Consider the following 22,038-nt stretch of genomic DNA (forward strand, 5'->3'; position numbering starts at 1 on the left):
TCAAACCCTCATTTCCTCGTACAGCCAGATGGCGATCGCTCCTCCCGTGCAAATCCTTGTAACTCTCTTCTGGTAAGCTTTCATGATTCGCGGATGAGTCTAAACGATTCCTCTACAAATTGATCCCTGTCTCGATCCAAGAATGTTTTGCGAATACGGAGATTGCTCGATCTTGGTATATCCAAAATTTGTGGTTTGACAGCAGAACCGTAACTTTTGCTTGGTGGCGTGGTATCTTGATGGGGTTGTAAGCGAGTAATTGTCGCTTTTACAGCGTTGACTACTTCAAGATAAGCATCGTCTTTATCGGGGAATTTTGTGATAGGTCTGCCATCAGTTGGCATCACCAAGAGCTTGCCAAATGGCGCACTGTGCCAATCGCATGGACGCAGGATGACTGGTATAATGCAGGATTCTCCTTGCTCATGCTTTTGCATCGCACGTTGCATCTCAATGTCATAACAATAATTGGAAGCTAGAAAATCTGAACTGACTAATAAAAGAATGATGTCTGCTTCTTCCAAGTTTTTGCTTATTGCCTTATCGAATTCCTCACCAGGAGTTATTCGCCGATCATGCCACGTCTCAATGAAGCCTTGCTTTTTTAGCATAGTAAGATGAATTTCCAGATCATCGCGCAGGGTTTCATCCCGATGTGAATAAGAGAAAAAACTGTAGCCATTCCACGATTATTAATTAAAGGTAGGTATTTGCTTATGATTAATACCTTTATATCTTATACCAGTACAAAAGAACTAATTCCCTAAAGTAAACATCAAGTTTGACGGTTTGTCTTTTGACAGCGATCGCAACTTAACTTACACTGCCGCACTAGAGGAGTGCTGAGTGCTGAGTACTGAGCACTCAGCAAAGAAGAAGAGAAAACAATTTCTTCTTAATTCTTCAAAATCTTTATTCTCCCACTCAGGACTCATGACTCAGAACTCAGGACTTTTTTTATGGTAGATTTATTGCTGATCACAATCCTGGGGTTCCTGGGGAGTTTTGGGCATTGCTTTGGGATGTGTGGCCCCCTAACGGTGGCGTTTTCTCTGTCTCATCAGCCAAAACAGACATCACCCTCAGAAAAGTCCGACACTTGGCAACAGCAATTAAAATTTCATATCCTGCTAAATCTGGGGCGGATGTTGAGCTATGCTCTAGTCGGTGCTGGCATTGGGGCGCTGGGTTCGGTATTGCTGCAAGGTGGACAGCTAGCGGGTGTTGGCAGCGACTTCCGGCGCTGGATGGCAATTATAACTGGTGTAATGCTGATTTGGTTTGGCTTAGGACAAGTAAAACCCGATTTGCTGCCGCGCATTCCCGTGTTACATCCCCTATTGCAAGGTAGTTTACACGATCGCCTCAGCACAGGAATGGTTAAGCTTTCCTTAAAAGCCAAATGGTGGACACCATTGCTTTTGGGGATGACTTGGGGTTTAATGCCCTGTGGTTTCCTGTATGCTGCCCAAATTAAAGCTGCTGAAACTGGCAATTTATGGATGGGTGGGGCAACTATGCTGGCTTTTGGCTTGGGAACTCTCCCGACGATGTTAGGTGTAGGCGTCTCCACATCATTGGTAAGTAAAGACAAGCGCAGTCAGTTATTTCGATTAGGCGGTTGGGTGACACTCATCATTGGTGTCATCACCTTGTTGCGGACTGGTGACACAATGGTAGATTACACCGGACACGCCGCGTTAATCTGCTTAATCTTGGCGTTAATTGCGCGTCCTATTAGTGGCTTGTGGGCATCACCACTGCGTTACCGCCGGGGCTTGGGAGTGGGATCTTTTGTGCTTTCAGTGGTTCACACCGCCCACATGATAGAACACTCATTGCAATGGAATTTTGCCGCCTTTGATTTTATGCCGCCAGAATTTCAGTGGGGTATGGCTGCGGGTGCTGTAGCATTGGTATTAATGTCCCCCGCCGCTTTTACGAGTTGGGAATCGTTGCAAAAATCTTTGGGCAAGCGTTGGCGACAGATTCATCTATTGGGTGTGCCAGCCTTGCTCTTGAGTGCCATTCATGCTGTGTTGATTGGTTCCCATTACCTGGGTTCCTTGGAATCAACTTGGGGAAATAAATTAGCAGCAGTACTGATGGGAATTATTACCCTTGGTGTTTTGATGGTGCGTTCGCGCTTTTTTTGGTCAAAGTTAGCCGTAGAAAAGTTTTATGTTCCCCCAACCAAATCGCGGTAAATCATCTTTGTTTTTTGACTCCATCTCAACAAGTCAAGAACAGAGACATTACCTAAACAAAGGAAGAATCAAGTATTTATTATTCCTGAGTTCTTTAGTTATATCAATAACTAATCTTTACCCTGTTGCTGCTCATCAGGTTGAGGTAGCCGCAGATGTCGGCGCCACCCTCCACATTGAACCAAATGATAATCCCAGTGCTGGAGAACCCTCTCAAGCCTGGTTTGCACTTACACGCAGAGGTGGAAAGGTGATTCCTCTATCACAGTGTAATTGTCGGTTGGCTGTTTATGCCAAACCCTATGCAGCCGGAGAGCCACCACTCCTAGAACCAGCATTAGAACCTGTGGCAGCTGAACGCTATCAAGGCGTCCCAGGTGCGGAAGTTGTCTTTCCCAAGCCAGGTATTTATGAGTTGCAACTGAATGGTAAACCAGTCTCTGGGGCAAGATTCAAACCCTTTAAGTTCAAATTTGAAGTGACTGTGGCAGGAGGCGGATCTACACAGAATACACAAAATCTGCGAGATGTCAATGGCAATTTAGGAGAGGGTGAATCTCAGAAATTACCAACTTGGGCGATCGCACTTCCAATCCTCGGATTTATCGGCATTTTATTTATCGTACTGCAAAGTATGAGAGGAGGGAGGGAGTAGGGAGTAGGGAGTAGGGGGGAGACAATGGAGCAATTTTTCTCCCTTGTCTCCCGAAGTTCTCTTGCTCTAAAATGCCAATGCGATCGCTTGGCTGAAGCTACAATTAATAATTTATGTCCTTAACCCAAAATTTTGTATTAAATGTACTTTTATTGCAAAAATAGCAAATACACAGTGAAATATGTATATTTCTATTACAGCTATTAAAAACTTAAAAACTAAAAAATTAAATAACTTCAAGGAAGGAAAAGTATCAAAATCTACTGATGCTTATGTGCGATGTCTGATTGTTTTTACTTATGACTAAACCACCAGCTTTTATGCTAGTGGTTTTTCGCTAATTTTCATTTACCTAGCTTGGCTAATACGCCGTTGTAACTCGGTTTCAAATTCCTCATCAGTGCGAGTGATAACTTTTGGTCGCTGGTCTAACCTGTCCATTAAAATATGGAATGCCTCGGTGTCCTGTGGGTGATATCTGACCCAATCTCTTAATTCATCATCTGACATGGCTTGATAATCAGGTTTAGTCATGGAAATGTCACCTCACCATTTGAATATATCTCTATTTGTATTGTGTCCCCAATCAAAACGTATATACGCTTTGTTCTTTCGTCTAGTCGCACCACGTTGATCGGTTGAAACATATTACTTGCTCTCACACATCTACTGTAAAATGCTCTCAACTGTTCTGTTATTGGTTCCATAGTTATAAGCAAGATAATCGTTAAGAGCTTTAATTTCCGAATATGTAGCTAGCTCGGTTCAATGTCAAAATAATTGATAATTAATAATTCATAATTTCAATCAGTGGTAGCTCTTGAACTCTCCACTGATTGAAGACCACTAAATCAAAAATTCAGTGGAGGGTTTGTACCCATTTTCTAATAATTTGGTCATCAAGTCTAATTATGTCGCTTTTGATGCCACTGCCACGCATGAGTGACAATATCCTTGATGGATGTGTACTGAGGTTGCCAGCCTAAGATTGTTCTGGCTTGCTCGCTGGTGCCAATGAGAATTGGAGGATCGCCAGGACGGCGATCGCGTTCTTCTACTGGTATCGAAATTCCTGTTACCTGTTCGGCTGCTGCAATAACTTCTCTGACAGAGAAGCCACTGCCATTACCCAAATTGAAAACTTCGCTATCGCCACCTTTTAATAAATATTCCAATCCCAAAATATGGGCATCTGCTAAGTCGTTAACGTGAATATAATCGCGAATACAAGTACCATCAGGCGTGGGGTAATCGGTACCGAAAATTGAAATAGATTCTCGTTTGCCTAAAGCTGTCATCAGCACTAAAGGAATCAAATGGGTTTCTGGGTCATGATCCTCGCCAAGTAAGCCATTGGGATTAGCACCAGCAGCATTAAAATAGCGGAAACGCACTGATTGGAAACCGTAAGCAACATCAAAATCAGCGAGAATCCGCTCTACCATCAGCTTAGTAACACCATAGGGATTAATCGGATTTTGGGGATGGGTTTCTGGAATGGGTACAAATTCTGGCACCCCGTAGGTGGCACAGGTAGAAGAAAAGACAAATTTCTTCACAGATGCCGTCAGCATCGCTTCTAACAGGGTCAAAGTGCCAACAACGTTATTGCGGTAGTATTTAGCAGGGTTAGTTACCGATTCTCCTACGTAGGCATAGGCAGAAAAGTGCATCACAGCAGCAATATCGCGGGTTTTAAATAGCTGATCAAGCAAAGCGCGATCGCCTGTATCTCCTACTATCAGTTCTACCTGTAAAACTCTTTCTACCAAGTCACGATGCCCATAGACGAGATTATCAAGGATGACAACGTTATAACCCGCTTGCTTCAAAGCAAGCACTGTATGAGAACCAATATATCCAGCTCCCCCCGTTACCAAAATGGTAGGCTTTTCAAGCGACATAGTTTTTCCTTTTGAGTGGATTACTCAATTAATTTAGTTTACCGGTGCCACATTACTCTTCTGGAAAATTATAAATAATTAGACGCAGTGGCAAAAAATTGCACTAAAATCACTACGACGGTAGTCTTTGGGTGTGAGGTTTGAGGTATTTTAAGTCAAACAGTGCGATTACAATTTGACAATAAAATAAATTCATTTCCCGAAACCTCTAGGTTGACCCTTACGGGTGATGCTCCTAGCGTCGCTAATGCTAAGAAGTCGCTAGTTGTTTTATACAGGGAAACCATGCACGGCAATTCGTCCTGGGGAGCCACTGCGTTAGTTGCTGGGGGTTCCCCCGGTTGTACTCATACAGAGAAGCAAGCTAGGCGCAGCGTCTTTGATAGGAGAAGCATGTGGCGTGGAAACCCCTATACAAGGTGGACTGCCTTACCACCACACTGGCTCACCACACCAGAAAATTTGAGAGTTAATCTATGTTTCTATTGTTAAGCCGGGTACTGCTGTGGCTGCTGATTGGCACTATCGTATATTCTCTGTTCCAGCGATTTTATCCCTCTGGAACTTTTGTCGGGCGATTGATCTTAGTCGTGATCTTGGTAATCATAGCCCTATCATTTGTTAACCCCAATGAACCAGCTGTAGCCTCGTTGTCGAGGCTGCTGTCTTTTCCACTCAAGCCTCTAGGAGCCTCTGTTTTACTGATGATTTTTGCATCTCAGAGAATCAAAGGAGGTGGGATAGAGAAACCAGGAGGATACTTGATCGGTTGGGCACTGACGATTTTGCTGTTGGCAAGTACACCAGCAGTCGCCTATTTCCTTTATCGGGCACCTCTAGCAATGGCAGGTGAAACCAATGTAGCAACTGCTGCACCAACATCTGGAACACTGGTGGCATTAGGGCAACCAAATACCACAGCGAACATCTCAGATGTGAGGGGGGATAGCATTCTTTCTTATAATTTGAGAGTGCCTCCCTATTTATTACAAGGAAGTCCTCAAGATATTCGCGCCCGCGGTTTACGACTTGAAGACTTTGTACCGAATGCAGAAACGTTGCAATTGACAACCAGAACTTGGGAAACTTATCTCTTTGAAATTTACAGGTTCTTGCGTGTTCAGCGGTAATAAACTTAAAAAAGAAAAACTAAAAAGGTCACAATGCCACGCCCTAGTACCGCAAGGCGGAAGTTAAAAATCAAAAGTCAAGGCTTCGGCTTCTCTACCAGACGCTGCGCGAACGCTCAACCTTGACCCTGAGCGCAGTCGAAGGGTCAAAAGTCAAAAGAATTATATTCCGGGCTTTTGCGCCATTTTGAATGGTGAGGTAGTCCGGTCTTGGGGGTTCCCCCCATGAGGAACTGCCGAACCCGAAGGGTTGGTTTATTTACGCCGTGCTGTACTAGTAACTGGATTAATTGAGGCTGGGAAAGCCACCAGAACACTAAGAGTTTAAGTAGACGTTACCATTCGGCTTTGGGCGAAAGGGAACGGCAATCACTATCCAATTAAAAGAGGTAACAAAGCGGAAATTAAAAGCGATATTCCCTCTACATAGCTGCCTTCTTGGACTAGCAGTTAATCTAAGATGATAAAGTTGCAAAATTGCTTTAATGGCAAAATCTCGACGAATCGCTAAACTCACTGCTTACTTACGACCCCATTGGCGGGAATCGTCCTTGGGGATTCTCGCTTTGTTGTCTGTCAATGCGCTGGGCGTTTATATCCCTTGGTTGATTCGTGCTGGTGTTGACAAACTCTCGACAACCTTCAGCTGGAACCAAATACTACATTACGTAGTAATAATTGTCTTGCTCAGTTCGGCAATGTGGCTAATGCGGATGGCATCCCGCATTTGGCTATTTGGGGTGGGGCGTCAGGTGGAATTTGACCTGAAACAACGGATTTTTGAACACTTACTCCAGCTGGAACCGGCTTATTTTGCCAGTAATACTGCTGGCGATTTGATTAGTCGGGCTACCAGTGATGTGGACAATATCAAGCGGTTATTAGGTTTTGCAGTTTTGAGTTTGGCAAATACGGTGTTTGCCTACGCCCTGACACTGCCAGTAATGCTGGCGATTAGTGTGGATCTGACACTAGCCTCCCTGGCAGTGTACCCTTTTATGTTCTTGTTAGTGAGTCTGTTTAGCGATCGCTTACGCAAACAACAAGCAGCAGTCCAAGAGCAACTCTCTGACATCAGCAACCTCATCCAAGAGGATATCAGTGGCATTGCCTTAATTAAAATCTATGCCCAAGAAGCAAACGAGCGTCGAGCCTTTGCTAAGAAAAATCAGCAGCTATTGACTGCTAACTTGGAACTGGCAAAACTCCGAAATACACTGTTTCCGCTAATTGGCGGGCTAGCTAATATCAGTTCGCTGGTAATCATCTGGCTAGGGGCGGCGCGGATGTCTTCTGGAACCCTTCAGGTTGGCGACTTTTTAGTACTGTTAATTTATGTAGAGCGTCTAGTTTTTCCCACAGCCGTTTTAGGATTCACAATTACTGCTTACCAACGGGGTGAAGTTAGTATTGATAGGCTTGAATCTATTCTCTCTGTCACACCGAAAATTAAAGATGCAGCTGATGCTATACATCTACCAGTGGCTGAACTTAAAGGGGAAGTGACAGCTAAAAATCTCACCTACAGTTACCCTGGTTCCACTACTCCAGCTTTAGCAAATGTTAACTTTACCATTGCTCCCGGAGAAACCGTGGCCATTGTTGGGGCAATTGGTTCGGGGAAATCTACTTTGGCGAATGCTTTGCCGCGCTTGTTAGATATTGAACCAGGACAATTGTTTTTAGATGAGCTGGATATTACTAAGATTGGTTTGGCTTCTTTACGAGGTGCGATCGCCTATGTTCCTCAAGATAGCTTTCTATTTAGTACTACAATCAAAAATAATATCCGTTACGGTGATCCACTTACCGAACAAGAGCAGATAGAATCTGTCGCTCAACTTGCCCAAATTGAATCAGAAATTAACAATTTTCCCCAGCAATATGAAACTATTGTTGGTGAACGCGGTATTACTCTTTCTGGCGGTCAACGACAACGTACTGCCTTGGCTAGGGCTATGCTAGTTAATGCTCCAGTGTTAATTTTGGATGATGCCCTCTCTAGTGTGGATAATCAAACAGCCACGCAAATCCTCAAAAATCTCTCTAGTGGTACTGAACGCAAAACAGTAATTTTCATTACCCATCAATTATCTGCGGCGGCGGCGGCTGACCGAATTTTTGTGATGGAAAAGGGAAAAATTGTTCAGATAGGCAATCATTTAGAACTTGTACAACAACAGGGTTTATACAGAACTTTGTGGAGCCAACATCAAGTTGAGGAATTATTGCATTAGTACAACATTTAACGTCAGAATTCAGCACTCAGGAGGAGCCAGTGCCGTCTTCTCGCAACGCGAAGGAGCGTCTCTCTCCCAGAGAGCGTCTGGGGTTCCTCCAAGGGAGCACCTGGCCTTCAGAAGTCAGAATTTATATAAGGTTTGAGACTACAAGTACATTCATGAGTAAAGTTATCTTCTGATTCTTCCACTATTCTAACCAGAAATAAAAAGGTACAAGCCCCTAAATTTATTTATGGGGTTCAAAATTTTTGACTTTTGAATGAGTGACTTTTAACTTTTTTTTAATTAAAAATTAAGAATAGTAATAGTTTTTAATTAACTAATTTCGGGTTCAGAGCAACCACTGATAGCGAAGCGTTAACGAGTCCTCGAGCGTCTTGCAATTTTTAATTAATAATTTTTAATTTTTAATTGGAAGAGCGTCTCCGGCTGCGCTCCTGAATTCTTACCATTTAACATTAAGGACAATTTTTGATGCAGCAAGTATAATTTATCATTCGGTATTTGGCAAATTACGTCGTTTGATAATATATGCTGGAATTTTTGCAAAATTTTTTGACTGATAGCTCATTTATTCCACATGGACATTGTTACCTCTGGAAGCCGAGTTTAGTGTGGCTAAACATCATCTCAGATTCTCTAATTGCTTTGGTGTATTATTCTATTCCCATCATCCTTGTTTACTTTGTCCACAAGCGAAAAGATTTCCCCTTCAAATGGATACTTTTATTATTTGGAGCTTTTATCGTCTCTTGTGGTACAACCCATGTGATGGATGTATGGACGCTTTGGCATCCAACTTACTGGCTGTCCACCTTCATCAAAGTTATTACGGCTATTATCTCACTATATACAGCGATCGCACTATTACCCGTCATTCCCCAGGCTCTGGCTTTGCCAAGTCCGGCACAACTAGAAGCAGCTAATTGCCAACTAAAACTGGCTTTAAAGGAACTTGAAAATACGCAAGCTCAACTGATTCAAACTGAAAAAATGTCTTCATTGGGGCAATTAGTTGGGGGTATTGCTCATGAAATTAATAATCCTGTGAATTTTATTGACGGTAATATCGTTATTATCAATGAATATACGAGAAATTTTCTCAATTTGATTACGCTTTATCAGGAATGCGATTGCCATTTAGTATCAGAAATTAAAGCTTCTATAGAAGAAATTGACCTTGATTTCATTAAAGAAGACTTACCAAAAATCTTATCTTCCATGAAAGTGGGAGCCGAGCGCATCTCCAAGCTAGTCTTATCGTTGCGTAACTTCTCGCGGCTAGATGAAGCGGGCAAAAAAGCAGTTGATGTCCACGAAGGGCTTGATAGCACTCTCTTAATTTTGCAAAATCGCTTGGAAGTCGAAGGAAATCATCCAGATATTCAAGTTATAAAAGAATACGGCAACTTGCCAAAAGTCGAGTGCTATCCTGGACAACTCAATCAAGTATTTATGAATATCCTGAATAATTGTATTGATACTTTAAAAGAATCAATAATTGGTTGTCATCTGTTAGCAATCAATGCCAAAATAACTGGCAACCAACAACTAACAACTAACAATCCCCAGATTCGCATTTTCACTGAGGTTTTAGATGGTAATCAAGTGATAATTCGGATTGTTGATAATGGCTGTGGTATGACAGAAGAAATAAAGCAAAAAATGTTTGATCCTTTTTTTACAACTAAACCTGTTGGTTCAGGTACAGGTCTAGGGATGTCGATTAGTTACCAAATTATCAACAAGCATGGTGGTCAACTAAAGTGTGTTTCTGCACCGCTTCAAGGCACAGAGTTCATCATCAAAATTCCGATTCTGATCAAGTCTGTTTAATGATAATTTGGTCTACCTATTAATATCATTTCACACAAACCATGATATATATAGATTTCTCGTAGAGAACATTAGTGTGCCACTACCAACGTATTTATATCATTATTAAAGTGAAACGGTATAAGACGTAAAACAACCAATCTCAAACACTATTGTTTTAGGAATTACAGTATGCCCGTTCTGCTAATGTGACATCTAACACGAATGGATTGTCATTCCCCTGAAAATTAGCGCTCGCATGACTGCGTTCTATTTCAGTAATATCAGGTAAGTCTTGCTGATTCCATTTACACAAAGTCTGACGCTGATTCTGAAAGTAATTTTCGTCTACTTTCTTAGCCTGATCTCGATAGATAGTATAAAAGTAGAAAATTGCCCTGGCTATATCCCCTTTTACTTTCTCTATAGGCTCAAATTTAGAAGATGCTGATTCGCTAAACTCGTCAATTGCACTACTAGGAATCGTAGATTGAACAGTATCATCTCGATACCATTTTTTAGTACTTGTGTCAGCTATATCGTCGAAGGGTTTATTGCCTCGCTCACTATTAATATCTTCTCGTGCAGGAAATAGATGGTGAAGATCACTTTGGGCATTACCTTTGTTAGCACCTTTACTTTGTGGCCAAACATGTTCGGTATTCAGTCCTAGTTTGTCAGCTTCCTGACTAGGATCGCCATTGCCAATTAAACGAATTGGGTAACTGGCATAAATGTCTGTCACAATACCTGCTCGGTTGTCAATAATGCCAAACATTTGGTCTCTTGCCCGATCATAATTCAAAGTTTTTCTAGGCGTATACTCCTTAGCTAGTTCTTTAACTGTTCAAATTATTAACAATAATTTTCGCAATATTATCAAATCGTTGGTCTTTTGGGTCTAAATTCTCCACATTAAAAGTTGCGACAGTCAATACATCTGGTGAATTTTTCAGAGATGTTGTTTCACGTTCTGCAACTAAAGGTAAAGAAGTTGGTAATTGGGCTATTGGACTAGCTTGCAGTGGACTAATCCATGTAAAGAAGATGAGAGCAATACTAAGTAGTAAGAATTTGATGAATTTCATTTTCTCTTCCAATGAACCTATTTTCTAGATTAGCCTTTTTCCTAATAGAGTTCAGTTAAGATAAGTTTTAAATTAGGTAAAGGGGAACATTCCACTTTGTCAGAAATACCAAGATAAAAGAAAATCGCGGCTACATTTTTAAGCTACATTTGCAGTCGAGTAGATACCGTATTAAATGTCAAGTGTTAATCATTACTGGTAGCGAGCGCAGCCCATTATCAGAAAAATTTTGTAATAACTGTGGCTTTACACAACTTGATGAAGCTAGTGTAATCTGGCGTGATTACCACGTTAGTTTTCTTAGGTATGTGGGTAGTATAAATTACCGAAAAAACTAATTTGGCAGATGGTGATGTTCAAAACTAAATTATCAGAATTCCGTGCATCAGAAGAATTTTATACATCGAAGCTAATACATCGGCATATTGGGGCGATCGCAGTTCTAATTTTAATTAGCTTACTGAGTTCATTGAGTGGAACACCAGATCGTCATACGATTTCTAACTGCTGGGAAGGCTTTCTCTGGGGACTGGCAGATCCAGTAATTGGTTTGGATTGTTTAGTTGGTATTGTTGCTATTGGCTTACTCTCATCTGTATTTGTTCGTGGCGCTGTAATAGCTGGATGTTTTGTTTTAGCAGCAGTCTTGGGCATTGTAATTCATTTATTCCACCTAAATTTCTCAGGTACAGAAATGGCCATCGCCATATCTACCATCTTTTTTGGTACTATGCTGATGATGCCAAATCAACCAAACTTTATGGTACTTGCTCTAGTGGGCATCAGTGCTGGTTTATTTCAGGGTTACGCTGATGCTGAATCTATTATTGGGGCAGGAATTATGTCACTAGTTGCTTATATACTAGGCATTACCTTAACTCTGTTTGTGGTTGCCATGAGTGCCAGAGAAATTGGTATTGCAATGGGTATGGGAGAAATAAACCGAATTTTACCCTGGAAAATGAGCATTGCTGGTTTCGCTGTGTGTGCGATCGGTATCGTGTTTTTGAGCAATTCAATAATTTAAATCAAATATTTCAATTTGGTGGAATACATTCATTTGTGGGGGCGTACATTTAGCTGTGCTACCCCACTATGTGTTGAGCGTAAATGAAACTTTATCACTGGAAATTGTCCGGCAAACGGCACAGCATTTTAATAGACATCTCCGAAAAAGAATCTAGAGACGCGAAATTTCGCGTCTCTACAAGGGTTCTAGATAACGCATATTTAATTTCTCTAGAAGTCTAATGAATAAGCTGATGCACCTCTGCGCTAATCTAGAGGCTATATCTAAAATAAAAGCTTATGACACCTGAAGAAATTGTCAGTACGCTAACAGAATTATTTGATACATCGGCTGTTGGTGCGTTGGCGCAGCCCGTCGTAGACATCGCTCCTGGATCGTGGCAAGTAGACACTTCTACTTTTCGCTTATTGGTGCTGCTTTCCGAAGATAATACTTGGTTGCGAGTTTTACTGCCTATTGTGCCCGCAGAGTCAGGGCAACCATTTTTAGAACAGTTTTTAGAAGCCAACTTTGATGACACTCAAGAAGTACGTTACGCTTTCTATGAAGGGGTAATTTGGGGGGTATTTCAACATAACAGTGGCACTTTAGTGAGTGCAGATCTGTCCAATGCAATCAACCGACTTGTCTCTCTTTATGAGGCTAGATTAGATAATGTGTTTAATCGACTAATTGAAAGCCGCATCCGGCAAATAATTCAGGCAGCAAAACAACAAGGACAATCTCTACAAGCTACTATGCAAAGCTTAGAACGCTTTTACGCAGAAGGGTTAATGGGCGACATCAATCAAACCTCAGAGCCGCGAGAAGAAGTCCTAACTACTTGGCGGCGTCAGTTAGAACGTTTATGGAATGAAGTAGATTTTAATTCCTAATAGGGATTTATATCCGCGCCCCGTTTACATATTAAAGTAATTTACAGATATAGTTATATCATCATGGATCTCATTGAAATCCTCAAAAAAGACTATCAAAGATTCCCAGTAAATCAAACTTACAGCATTTACGCTCCAGACGTTTATTTTCAAGACCCGTTGAATAAGTTTCGTGGTGTTAAACGCTACAAACAGATGATTAATTTCATCAAGACTGTGTTTTTAGATCCCAAAATGGACTTACATAACATTCAACGTTTAGAAGACACAATAAAAACTGAGTGGACACTCAGTTGGAATACTCCTCTCCCCTGGAAACCACGGATCTCTATTCCTGGTTGGAGTGAATTAGGTCTTAACTCTGATGGTTTGATTGTCTCCCATGTCGATTATTGGAATTGTTCACGCTTAGACGTGGTGAAGCAGCATTTATTTGTTGCAAAAATGTAAACAATAAAGGCTTACTGTACTTCCATCGTAAAAAAAAGGGCTGGGGAGAATCAAGCTTTAACCCAAGGCTGTATTTTTATTGAAATAGGACTTACGCATCAAGTACGAAATGTCGGGGCAATTCATGAATTGCCCCGACGGTAAATCAAGGCTTTCATTACCTTTTTGCGTAAGTCTTGATGCTTTTGAGCAGAAGATCAAAAATTTTGGGAATCGAAACTTACCTCTGCTTTAGAGAAATATATTAGTACGAAGGAACAGCTTGCAAAATAAGGGAATGGGCATTCGATATTAGGTATTGAGAAACTCTTCCCTACTGCCCACTCCCTACTCCCTACTCTCTATTTATTCAAATGTGACTTTTCCGGCATAACAATATCAGCGTGGGTTGACTTGCCGTTATTGCCGTTAGTATGGCCGTTACTATTGCGGGGATGGATCACACCATAACCGCCGTGGTTACGTTCGTAAATTACATTAATCTCGCCAGTTTCAGAATTGCGGAACATATAAAAGTCGTGTCCTACGAGTTGCAGTTGTTCCAGTGCTTCTGCAAGAGTCATCGGCGGCATGGAAAAATATTTAGTGCGAACGACTTCGTTGGGCAATTCGGGAGTGCGATCGCCAATTAAATCTGTCACTACTGACTCTGCAACAACTACTTCTGTTGGCTGGCCATGAGTTTTTTGGTCTTGACGCCGTTCTTTGTATTTCCGCAGTTGACGGGCAATTTTATCTGCAACTAAGTCAATGCTCGCATAGAGGCTTTCGCTGCTTTCCTCGGCACGGATAACACTACCATTAGCATAAATAGTTACTTCAGCCGCTTGTCTAGTATTAATTCGGGGATTACGGGCTACGCTAAGATGCACATCCACTTGATTTGTAATGCTCTGAAAGTGACTAACTGATTTTTCAATCTTTTGATGTACATACTCACGAATTGCATCGGTTATTTCAATATTTTTGCTGTGGATGACAAGCTTCATGTATACTCTCCCGCTGAATATTTGAATGTGTGAATTTGCTTTGTATGAAAAGAAGTTGCGGTAAGGTCTATTACTCCCGCCAAAACAAATTGTGAACTATTTGTATGTACTGCTGCTAAGCTGTCTCTAAGCTTCCTGCATCTAAGTTGTTGTTCAGTATACCCTTGATTTCCCTCCTCATCTCTGCGCTGATATCCAATTGGATGTGCACATAAAACTCTTGGGTGAGGAAATTTGAGTGGTAGCTCCCGTGACTACCTTCTTATTTAAAGCAACGCTTACAGAACTGTTGATAGTTGCTCCTTCTGTGTTCGATTGAATTTTGCTTGCTGTTGTTCAATAATACAAGTCTTTGTGCAAGTTTGGTTGTGTTTGAAATACAAACAATATAATTAGAATCATCAGCCTGTACATACGTCCTTATTGTCTTGGCATGATGCTTATTGCAGAGAATTCCTCCTAAAACCTATTGAGGTTATCTTTTCAAACTAGCACTTTGTATTTTCTAATGCACCTTCCCTTGACTTTCCTTTAAAATCCTTTGTAAAACTTAACATGTATTGACTCCAATCCTCTAACTTGAAATATATTTCGTTCCCAATCGCAATTGATTTTTGGCATGATCCATAGTAAAAAACCACAGAAAAACCGTTGTTTGCTCTATAACCAAGGATTAATGCCTTACTTAGAAGCTCATAGATGGCAGCGATCGCTCCTGAGTGAGCGCATTCATGACCCCAGTTTAGATGACGTGTTAATTTTGCTAGAACATCCACCTGTCTACACTCTGGGGCAAGGAGCCAACTCAAATTTTATCAAATTTGATATTGACAAAGGTCAATATGATGTGCATAGAGTTGAACGAGGTGGTGAGGTTACTTACCATTGTCCCGGTCAATTGGTGGGGTATCCTATTTTAAATTTGCAACGTTATCGTAAAGACCTTCATTGGTACTTAAGACAACTCGAAGAAGTAATAATTCGCGTATTGGCAGTTTATGGATTGCAGGGAGAAAGAATTACGGCTTTTACTGGCGTTTGGTTGCAAGGGCGAAAAGTTGCGGCTATTGGTATTAAAGTTAGCCGTTGGATTACCATGCACGGCTTTGCATTAAATGTTTGTCCAGACATGACAGGCTTTGAGCGCATTGTACCCTGCGGTATTTCTGATAAACCTGTAGGCAGTTTAGCCGAATGGATTCCAGGTATCACCTCTCAAGAAGTGCGTTTTTATGTAGCACAGTCCTTTGCAGAAGTCTTTGGCGTGGAATTAGTTGAGTCGCAGCCTCAAGCATTTTTCCAGTCTGAGTAAATTCAGCTTGGAATTATGTAATAAATACTATAGCAGTCCTATTTAAATTGTGAGACACTTATGAGAGTAGTCCATATTTAATAGTATCAAAATAACTATTTAACTTCCCTTGTCAAAGCTAGAATCTGATTATTTACAAATAAATATACTAACTTTTTACGGCTTTCAAGTAAAACTTTGCGCGTGAATTACTCAAATAATCTCCAGGTATATGCCCCATCGTTAATGTCTCTGAGAGAACGTGATTGGACAGCTTTGATAGAACTATTTGATAGAGAGGACGGTGACGAAATTGAAGCCGACATTGACAGTAGTTTGTTTTGGCTGATACCTGAACCTTGTTGGGAAGATGATCCCTTTGATTTTTTGCGCGAGTACCTTTAAATAGTTATGAATGAAGAGTTATGAAAAAACCTTTAATTGACAACTCCTAACTATCTAACGTTGAGGCGACTGAGGAAAATACGTAGGCGATCGCTTTGGGGATTGGTCAGAACTTCATAGGCTGGGCCTTGTTCTGTGACAATACCTTGATCTAAAAATATCACCTGATGGGCTACTTCCCGCGCAAATTGCATTTCATGGGTGACAACCACCATTGTCATCCCTTCTGCTGCTAATTGCTGCATGACTTGCAAAACTTCACCGACGAGTTCGGGATCTAGGGCGCTGGTGGGTTCGTCAAATAGCATGATTTGGGGATTCATACATAAGCTACGGGCGATCGCTACTCGTTGCTTTTGTCCGCCAGAAAGTTGTTCGGGATAAGCAGAGGCTTTGTCAAATAAGCCGACTTTTTCAAGATATAACGCCGCTAGTTGGGCGCTTTCCTGCGGTGTTTTACCCAATACTTTACGCAGCGCAAGTGTCATATTTTCTAGGACGCTGAGATGAGGAAACAGGTTGAACTGTTGGAAAACCATACCTACTTGTGTTCGTAGTTGCCGCAGTTGGTTATAGTTGACATTGGGTCGGGATAAGTTGATACCGTTGATTATTAAGCGCCCGTTGTCAATGGTTTCTAGGCGGTTGAAACAGCGTAGTAGGGTACTTTTACCACAGCCGGAAGAACCGATAACTGCAACGACTTCTCCCCGGTTGATTTCGCCTGTGATTCCTTTGAGAACTTTGAGGGAACCAAAGTTTTTTTCGATATTGTCAAAAATAATGGCGGGGGTGGTATTGTTCATTACTTGTGTCAAGCTGCTCTACAGTTGATTGTAAGGTTTTTGACGAACCGCAGAGGCGCAGAGAGCGCAGAGGGGGAGAGAAAATAATATGGCTAAATTTGATTTTGGGCGTTGGCTGCGCTGGTGTGTGGTTATAGCTTTTTGCTGTTTGTTACTGGCTGGCTGTGAGGTGAATCCTAGTGCGGGGAAAACTCTGCGGGTTGCTACGGAACCAGCGTTTCCACCTTTTGAGTTTAAAGGAAAAGGTGGTGAGTTACAGGGTTTTTCCATTGATTTGATGAATGCGATAGCTTCCTCTGCTAACTTTAAAGTGGATTTTCAAAGTCTGCCTTTTGATGGCATTATCCCAGCTTTGCAAGCCAAAACGGTAGATGCGGCGATTAGTTCGATCACGATTACTGAGGAGAGGGCGAAGACGATTTCTTTTTCCCGTCCTTATTTTAAGGCTGGGTTAGCGATCGCCATCCGTGCAGATAATCAAAATATTACTGGTTTTGACAGCCTCAAAAATAAAAAAATTGCGGTACAACTTGGTACAACTGGGGCTATAAAGGCTAAGAGTATTCCTGGAGTGCAAATTCGCAGTTTTGATTCAGCACCTTTAGCCCTGCAAGAATTGTTCAATGGTAATGTGGATGCGGTAATCAATGATGCACCAGTGACTTTATATGCTATTAATACGGGCAATCTCAAAGGAATTAAAATAGTACAGCAATTGCTGACGGAGGAGTTTTACGGGATTGCTACAGCTCAAAATTCGCCAAATTTGGCATTAATAAATAACGGTTTAGATAGGGTACTGAAAAATGGTACTTATTCCCAAATTTATCAAAAATGGTTTAAAGCCAAACCGCCATCATTACCAGTTAAATCACCATTTGAGAACCAGAGTAGCGCTGGCGCACCTAAAATATTTACCATAATTGGCGTGATTTTGCAGGCTTTTCCAACTTTATTACAAGGAGCTTTGGTAACATTGCAATTGACGATACTTTCTGTAGTGTTTGGTTTAATTGGGGGTTCTCTGATTGGTATTGTCCGCCTTTCTCATGTTGCACCTGTGCGTTGGGTGGCGAGGGCGTATGTGGATTTTTTCCGGGGAACGCCTTTGTTGGTGCAAATTTTTATGATTTACTTTGGATTACCTGCAATTTTGCAAGAACTTGGTTTGACATTTAGTTTTGATCCTCTAACTGCTGGGGTAATTGCCTTAAGTTTGAATAGCGCGGCATACATTGCCGAAGTTGTCCGTGCTGGGATTCAATCGATTGAACCAGGACAAGCAGAAGCAGCACAATCATTAGGTTTGAGTTCTGTGCAAATAATGAGTTATGTAATTTTTCCCCAAGCTTTCCGGCGGATGATTCCACCTTTAGGTAATGAGTTTATCAGTTTGTTGAAAGATACAAGCTTAGTTTCTGTGATTGGGTTTGAAGAATTGGTACGTAAAGGACAGTTAATTATCGCCGATAACTATCGCGCTTTTGAAATTTATGCGGCTGTGGCAATAGTTTATTTGTGCTTGACGTTACTTTCTTCACAAGCGTTTAGTCGCTTAGAAGTGTGGATGAATCCGGTTAAACGCCGGAAGAAGTACGATACTTAACAATTTTTCAGTGATTTTTCCGACTTAGTTAATTTAGGATTGGTAAGGGTAAGCAGTAAGTACAGTTTTGAATAAAAACGTAGTGCTTATTACAAGTTTTGCAAAAGGTTAACAGCTACGGTAATATCTATTGGCAACCTTACCAGCCTGCAACTGAAAAATCTTTCTCTTCCTGTTCCCAAGCTGATATGTATATGTGGATTGAAGAGCTTTATAGGTATTAAAAATATGACTCAACTCACTTTAGTAATTGGAAATAAGAATTATTCATCTTGGTCACTTCGTCCTTGGCTAGTGATGAAACAATTTGGTTTGGAATTCAATGAAATTCGGATTCCTTTGTACAATAACCTAGATTATTCCTCAAAAATTCGGCAATACTCTCCATCAGGAAAAGTACCTATGTTGTTGCACGATACGCAAACTGTGTGGGATTCTCTTGCTATTTGTGAATATCTAGCTGAAACCTTTCCGACTCTGCAATGCTGGCCAGAGAATAAGGCTGCAAGGGCGTTAGCCCGTTCTATCACTGCGGAAATGCACTCAGGTTTTCAAAATCTGCGTCAAAATATGCCGATGAACTGCCGTACTAAATATCCTGGTAAAGGTTTAGCATCCGGTGTACAACAAGACATTGACCGCATCACTAGTATCTGGCAAGAATCACGCCAAAAATTTGGGGCTGGAGGCAATTTTTTGTTTGGTAATTTTACAATTGCCGATGCATTTTTTGCCCCAGTTGTCCAGCGGTTTGTAACCTATGACGTGCAGTTAAATCCTGTTTCTAGAGATTATGTAAAGGGCGTTTTGGCGCTTCCAGCAATGCAAGAGTGGATAAAGGCAGCAAAGAGTGAGACAGAAATTATCTCCCAATACGAGTTTTAGGGAAAGGACAAAGAAGAACATGAACGACAGAAATATTTCAATTTGATATGCAAATCAAAGGGATATTCCTGCCATTATGGAATTGATTCATCTGAAGTAATTCTACAAATTTAATCTCCAAATATGTATGCCTACCAATAAATAATATCCCTTTGTTTGGCATTATTTTCTGCGTATTATACTATTGACATAAATATCTCTGTTATAAACAAGAATACTTAAATCCAGTCATTTAGTGAGTAATAATTCTATTTACTGAGTATCAATACACTGAGGGCTAATAGAGATAAACTAGATAAAATAGAAATTAAAAATTAGTAACCACAACATCATAAACATTGACGATATGAATTTTTGATAACTGCGATCACAACTTAAATACTTTTTTATAGTCAACTTCAAGCAGAATACATGGATGCGGATAATTGGACATATCAACTACAAAAGGTACTACCCATGAGTTCCCGCGCACTTCTGTTAGTAAATCGTCATGCCCGCCAAGGGCAAAAGGGTCTGTCGGAAGCGATTCAATATCTGAAGACACTCGGCTTTGATTTAATTGAAGAGTCTACAGAAGACCCCAAACATCTTGCTGAAGTTATATTTCGCTATCAGCATCAAGTTGACTTGGTAATCATTGGTGGCGGAGATGGGACTCTCAATGCCGCAGTCGATGCTTTAGTTGATACTCAGTTGCCCTTGGGAATCTTGCCTCTGGGAACTGCCAACGACCTAGCGAGGACTTTGGAAATCCCCAATTCCCTTAGCGAAGCTTGCAAAATTATTGCCTATGGAAATTTACACCGCATCGACTTAGGTTGGGTGAACGGCAAGCACTTTTTTAACGTTGCCAGTTTGGGACTGAGTGTAAAAATTACCCAGCGACTTACCAAAGAAGTCAAACGCCGTTGGGGAATATTTGCTTATGCCGCCACTGCATTGCAAGTGATTTGGGAAGCTAGACCTTTTACTGCGGAGATTTTAATCAACGGTGAATCAGTTCGCGTGAAAACAGTGCAAATTGCTGTGGGTAACGGCCGGTATTATGGGGGTGGTATGGCAGTGGCTCACGATGCCACAATAGATGACCAAAGGCTAGACCTTTATAGCTTGGAGATAAAACACTGGCTGCATATTATACCTATATTTCCGGCGATGCGAGAAGGGCGACATATACATTGGCCGAGTGTACGCTCTCTTCAAGGTCAAGAAATACAGGTGTATACTCGCAAACCGCGCCCTATCAATACAGATGGTGAAATCACTACCTATACACCTGCTCATTTTCGAGTTATACCTAAAGCTATAGCTGTTTTAGTACCCACAGAAATCAAGAGTTAGAAGTTAAGATTTATTTTCCCTCATCTCCCACCCTAAGGCAAGCTAAAGCTACATCTTCCCCAGTCTTTTTATTCTCTACGAGACGCTTTGCCAACAATTTTGAATTTTGAATTTTGAATTTTGAATTGATTTCTCCCTCTACTAAAAATGTGGGAACTCGCATCAACTCACGCCAAATGCATCTGAGATTTTCTCAAGATATAAAGTCCCTGTTGGAACGCCTAGCTGAACAACCGCTAACTCTAGGTGGCATTCTGGCAGAAACCTCAGAACGAGGGTTCTGTCTAGTAATTACATTATTGGTTTTGCCCTTTTTATTTCCTATGCCACCGGGATTAACTGGCCCTTTTGGTGGTGCTTGTTTACTGTTGTCAGCGCAAATGGTTTTAGGGAGGCGACCGCCTTGGCTACCGAAAAGAATCGCTAACTACAAATTTCCTCGTCCCTTTGCCCAGTTACTTTTGCAAAATTTGGGACATCTTACCAAAATTTTTCAGAAAATCGCCCGTCCCCGATTGGCAAAAATAGCCCATAATCCTTTGATTTGGAGAATTAATGGGTTTTGTATCTCTTTATTAACAATATTACTAATATTACCAATTCCGTTTACAAATCCCATCCCCACTATAGGTATTTTACTTTTAACTGTTGCCACGATCGAATCTGACGGTTTATTAATTTGCATCAGCTACGGCATTACTGTCCTGATTACCTTATTTTTTGGATTTCTTGGTTATGCAGTATGGTTAGCTCCCAGTTTGCTGCCATCTATATTTAAATAATAAAAGCCCCCAGCTTTTGGCTGAGGGCTGTAATTTATTAGGGTGCATCTACCATCTATTAATCCGCTTTATTAATTGCCATATCCGGGAAGATTTAACTTGTGTACAAAATTATTTTGTTCAGGCATAAAAAAGAATCAGGCGCATCCCAAATGTGTAAAAACATAATTTATCATTGCGTATTCCTTTGCAGAACCCGTACCACTTCCCTACGGGAGTCTCCGTGAACGTGGAAGTAAGCTACGCCTTGGTTTGAACGCAGTGAAGCAAAGCAATCGCAAAGTACAGATGTTACGATTGCTTCTCTACGAGAGGCTGCGCCAACATTCGCAATTTACTTGTAACGATTTTGGTAAATTTGCTTGCATTGGGATGTTCACAAAAGATCAGCAATAAAAAAGCCTTCAACTAAAAGCTGAGGGCTATGATTTAATTAAGGTGCATCTACTATTTATTAATCCGCTTTATTGATTGCTATAGGAATCCTATTTGAGTTTTGAACAAGCTCCGTACATCTGAAGAGTGGCAAAGTCAAA

20 protein-coding genes and 1 pseudogene are annotated in these 22,038 nt (G+C 41.1%); 14 read left to right on the forward strand and 7 right to left on the reverse strand.

What is annotated here, in order from left to right:
• Positions 1-80 precede the first annotated feature (80 nt).
• Positions 81-665: pseudogene (locus tag PUQ00_RS26205) on the reverse strand (toll/interleukin-1 receptor domain-containing protein); the annotation flags it as partial.
• Positions 666-959: 294 nt separating this feature from the next.
• Between PUQ00_RS26205 and PUQ00_RS26210 the strand changes: the two are divergent.
• Both PUQ00_RS26210 and PUQ00_RS26215 read left to right on the forward strand, forming a co-directional pair.
• Positions 960-2,207 carry a sulfite exporter TauE/SafE family protein gene (locus PUQ00_RS26210; protein WP_300422188.1) on the forward strand — a complete coding sequence of 416 codons (1,248 nt, stop codon included), beginning with the start codon at positions 960-962 and terminating at the stop codon, positions 2,205-2,207.
• Positions 2,182-2,862 (forward strand): hypothetical protein, encoded by a 681-nt coding sequence (locus tag PUQ00_RS26215; RefSeq protein WP_300422190.1) that lies wholly within the window; start codon positions 2,182-2,184, stop codon positions 2,860-2,862. Before PUQ00_RS26210 ends, PUQ00_RS26215 begins: the two co-directional genes overlap by 26 nt.
• A gap of 348 nt (positions 2,863-3,210) precedes the next feature.
• On the opposite strand, the gene PUQ00_RS26220 is transcribed toward PUQ00_RS26215, so the two are convergent.
• Together PUQ00_RS26220 and galE are read right to left on the reverse strand one after the other, a co-directional pair.
• Positions 3,211-3,396: a hypothetical protein gene (locus PUQ00_RS26220; protein ID WP_300422191.1), complete on the reverse strand. Its 186-nt coding sequence runs from the start codon at positions 3,394-3,396 to the stop codon at positions 3,211-3,213.
• A gap of 371 nt (positions 3,397-3,767) precedes the next feature.
• Entirely contained in the window at positions 3,768-4,766 is a 999-nt protein-coding gene (gene galE / locus PUQ00_RS26225; RefSeq protein WP_300422192.1) for a UDP-glucose 4-epimerase GalE, read from the reverse strand.
• Between the two features lie 476 nt (positions 4,767-5,242).
• On the opposite strand from galE, the gene PUQ00_RS26230 reads away from it, so the two are divergent.
• The 3 genes from PUQ00_RS26230 (at position 5,243) to PUQ00_RS26240 (ending at position 9,975) form a co-directional block, all read left to right on the forward strand.
• Entirely contained in the window at positions 5,243-5,896 is a 654-nt protein-coding gene (locus PUQ00_RS26230) for a hypothetical protein (protein WP_300422194.1), read from the forward strand.
• A 485-nt stretch (positions 5,897-6,381) separates the two neighbouring features.
• The gene (locus PUQ00_RS26235) at positions 6,382-8,133 is read left to right on the forward strand and encodes an ABC transporter ATP-binding protein (RefSeq protein ID WP_300422195.1); all 1,752 of its coding nucleotides are present in this window, start codon (positions 6,382-6,384) and stop codon (positions 8,131-8,133) included.
• A 537-nt stretch (positions 8,134-8,670) separates the two neighbouring features.
• Positions 8,671-9,975, forward strand: a complete 1,305-nt coding sequence (locus PUQ00_RS26240) for an ATP-binding protein (protein WP_300422196.1) — start codon at positions 8,671-8,673, stop codon at positions 9,973-9,975.
• Positions 9,976-10,132: 157 nt separating this feature from the next.
• Here PUQ00_RS26240 and PUQ00_RS26245 read toward each other — a convergent pair whose 3' ends face one another.
• Both PUQ00_RS26245 and PUQ00_RS26250 read right to left on the reverse strand, forming a co-directional pair.
• The gene (locus PUQ00_RS26245; protein WP_300422198.1) at positions 10,133-10,732 is read right to left on the reverse strand and encodes an endonuclease; all 600 of its coding nucleotides are present in this window, start codon (positions 10,730-10,732) and stop codon (positions 10,133-10,135) included.
• Between the two features lie 61 nt (positions 10,733-10,793).
• Positions 10,794-11,042, reverse strand: coding sequence for a hypothetical protein (locus PUQ00_RS26250; RefSeq protein WP_300422200.1), 249 nt, complete (start codon positions 11,040-11,042; stop codon positions 10,794-10,796).
• Positions 11,043-11,394: 352 nt separating this feature from the next.
• Here PUQ00_RS26250 and PUQ00_RS26255 point away from each other — a divergent pair, with 352 nt between their 5' ends.
• The 3 genes from PUQ00_RS26255 to PUQ00_RS26265 all read left to right on the forward strand — a co-directional run bounded on the left by PUQ00_RS26255 (position 11,395) and on the right by PUQ00_RS26265 (position 13,397).
• Entirely contained in the window at positions 11,395-12,069 is a 675-nt protein-coding gene (locus PUQ00_RS26255; RefSeq protein ID WP_300422202.1) for a HupE/UreJ family protein, read from the forward strand.
• A 281-nt stretch (positions 12,070-12,350) separates the two neighbouring features.
• Complete coding sequence (locus PUQ00_RS26260; RefSeq protein WP_300422204.1) at positions 12,351-12,947, forward strand: leucine zipper domain-containing protein; 597 nt, start codon at positions 12,351-12,353, stop codon at positions 12,945-12,947.
• 63 nt (positions 12,948-13,010) lie between these two features.
• Entirely contained in the window at positions 13,011-13,397 is a 387-nt protein-coding gene (locus tag PUQ00_RS26265; RefSeq protein ID WP_300422205.1) for a DUF2358 domain-containing protein, read from the forward strand.
• A 341-nt stretch (positions 13,398-13,738) separates the two neighbouring features.
• On the opposite strand, the gene raiA is transcribed toward PUQ00_RS26265, so the two are convergent.
• Positions 13,739-14,386 (reverse strand): ribosome-associated translation inhibitor RaiA, encoded by a 648-nt coding sequence (gene raiA / locus PUQ00_RS26270; protein ID WP_300422207.1) that lies wholly within the window; start codon positions 14,384-14,386, stop codon positions 13,739-13,741.
• Positions 14,387-15,005: 619 nt separating this feature from the next.
• Here raiA and lipB point away from each other — a divergent pair.
• Positions 15,006-15,698, forward strand: a complete 693-nt coding sequence (gene lipB / locus PUQ00_RS26275; protein ID WP_300422209.1) for a lipoyl(octanoyl) transferase LipB — start codon at positions 15,006-15,008, stop codon at positions 15,696-15,698.
• 183 nt (positions 15,699-15,881) lie between these two features.
• The gene (locus PUQ00_RS26280; protein WP_300422210.1) at positions 15,882-16,082 is read left to right on the forward strand and encodes a hypothetical protein; all 201 of its coding nucleotides are present in this window, start codon (positions 15,882-15,884) and stop codon (positions 16,080-16,082) included.
• A 50-nt stretch (positions 16,083-16,132) separates the two neighbouring features.
• Here the strand turns inward: PUQ00_RS26280 and PUQ00_RS26285 are convergent, their stop codons facing one another.
• Positions 16,133-16,888, reverse strand: a complete 756-nt coding sequence (locus PUQ00_RS26285; RefSeq protein ID WP_300422212.1) for an amino acid ABC transporter ATP-binding protein — start codon at positions 16,886-16,888, stop codon at positions 16,133-16,135.
• An 88-nt stretch (positions 16,889-16,976) separates the two neighbouring features.
• Between PUQ00_RS26285 and PUQ00_RS26290 the strand changes: the two genes are divergently transcribed.
• From PUQ00_RS26290 to PUQ00_RS26305, 4 genes are all read left to right on the forward strand, one after another.
• Positions 16,977-18,494 (forward strand): ABC transporter permease subunit, encoded by a 1,518-nt coding sequence (locus PUQ00_RS26290; RefSeq protein WP_300422214.1) that lies wholly within the window; start codon positions 16,977-16,979, stop codon positions 18,492-18,494.
• A gap of 228 nt (positions 18,495-18,722) precedes the next feature.
• The gene (locus PUQ00_RS26295) at positions 18,723-19,379 is read left to right on the forward strand and encodes a glutathione S-transferase family protein (RefSeq protein WP_300422215.1); all 657 of its coding nucleotides are present in this window, start codon (positions 18,723-18,725) and stop codon (positions 19,377-19,379) included.
• A gap of 456 nt (positions 19,380-19,835) precedes the next feature.
• Complete coding sequence (locus PUQ00_RS26300) at positions 19,836-20,720, forward strand: lipid kinase (protein ID WP_300422216.1); 885 nt, start codon at positions 19,836-19,838, stop codon at positions 20,718-20,720.
• A 176-nt stretch (positions 20,721-20,896) separates the two neighbouring features.
• Positions 20,897-21,502 carry an exopolysaccharide biosynthesis protein gene (locus tag PUQ00_RS26305; RefSeq protein WP_300422218.1) on the forward strand — a complete coding sequence of 202 codons (606 nt, stop codon included), beginning with the start codon at positions 20,897-20,899 and terminating at the stop codon, positions 21,500-21,502.
• Positions 21,503-22,038: the final 536 nt, after the last annotated feature.

The organism is Nostoc sp. S13 (assembly GCF_029379315.1).
In the GTDB taxonomy this organism is placed as follows: Bacteria; Cyanobacteriota; Cyanobacteriia; order Cyanobacteriales; family Nostocaceae; genus Nostoc.

What these genes read in the sequence shown, in the direction of transcription:
- PUQ00_RS26210 (WP_300422188.1), top strand. Translation starts at nt 960, where the DNA reads ATGGTAGATTTATTGCTGATCACAATCCTGGGGTTCCTGGGGAGTTTT.
- PUQ00_RS26215 (WP_300422190.1), top strand. Translation starts at nt 2,182, where the DNA reads ATGTTCCCCCAACCAAATCGCGGTAAATCATCTTTGTTTTTTGACTCC.
- PUQ00_RS26220 (WP_300422191.1), bottom strand. Translation starts at nt 3,396, where the DNA reads ATGACTAAACCTGATTATCAAGCCATGTCAGATGATGAATTAAGAGAT.
- galE (WP_300422192.1), bottom strand. Translation starts at nt 4,766, where the DNA reads ATGTCGCTTGAAAAGCCTACCATTTTGGTAACGGGGGGAGCTGGATAT.
- PUQ00_RS26230 (WP_300422194.1), top strand. Translation starts at nt 5,243, where the DNA reads ATGTTTCTATTGTTAAGCCGGGTACTGCTGTGGCTGCTGATTGGCACT.
- PUQ00_RS26235 (WP_300422195.1), top strand. Translation starts at nt 6,382, where the DNA reads ATGGCAAAATCTCGACGAATCGCTAAACTCACTGCTTACTTACGACCC.
- PUQ00_RS26240 (WP_300422196.1), top strand. Translation starts at nt 8,671, where the DNA reads ATGCTGGAATTTTTGCAAAATTTTTTGACTGATAGCTCATTTATTCCA.
- PUQ00_RS26245 (WP_300422198.1), bottom strand. Translation starts at nt 10,732, where the DNA reads ATGTTTGGCATTATTGACAACCGAGCAGGTATTGTGACAGACATTTAT.
- PUQ00_RS26250 (WP_300422200.1), bottom strand. Translation starts at nt 11,042, where the DNA reads ATGAAATTCATCAAATTCTTACTACTTAGTATTGCTCTCATCTTCTTT.
- PUQ00_RS26255 (WP_300422202.1), top strand. Translation starts at nt 11,395, where the DNA reads ATGTTCAAAACTAAATTATCAGAATTCCGTGCATCAGAAGAATTTTAT.
- PUQ00_RS26260 (WP_300422204.1), top strand. Translation starts at nt 12,351, where the DNA reads ATGACACCTGAAGAAATTGTCAGTACGCTAACAGAATTATTTGATACA.
- PUQ00_RS26265 (WP_300422205.1), top strand. Translation starts at nt 13,011, where the DNA reads ATGGATCTCATTGAAATCCTCAAAAAAGACTATCAAAGATTCCCAGTA.
- raiA (WP_300422207.1), bottom strand. Translation starts at nt 14,386, where the DNA reads ATGAAGCTTGTCATCCACAGCAAAAATATTGAAATAACCGATGCAATT.
- lipB (WP_300422209.1), top strand. Translation starts at nt 15,006, where the DNA reads ATGATCCATAGTAAAAAACCACAGAAAAACCGTTGTTTGCTCTATAAC.
- PUQ00_RS26285 (WP_300422212.1), bottom strand. Translation starts at nt 16,888, where the DNA reads ATGAACAATACCACCCCCGCCATTATTTTTGACAATATCGAAAAAAAC.
- PUQ00_RS26290 (WP_300422214.1), top strand. Translation starts at nt 16,977, where the DNA reads ATGGCTAAATTTGATTTTGGGCGTTGGCTGCGCTGGTGTGTGGTTATA.
- PUQ00_RS26295 (WP_300422215.1), top strand. Translation starts at nt 18,723, where the DNA reads ATGACTCAACTCACTTTAGTAATTGGAAATAAGAATTATTCATCTTGG.
- PUQ00_RS26300 (WP_300422216.1), top strand. Translation starts at nt 19,836, where the DNA reads ATGAGTTCCCGCGCACTTCTGTTAGTAAATCGTCATGCCCGCCAAGGG.
- PUQ00_RS26305 (WP_300422218.1), top strand. Translation starts at nt 20,897, where the DNA reads ATGCATCTGAGATTTTCTCAAGATATAAAGTCCCTGTTGGAACGCCTA.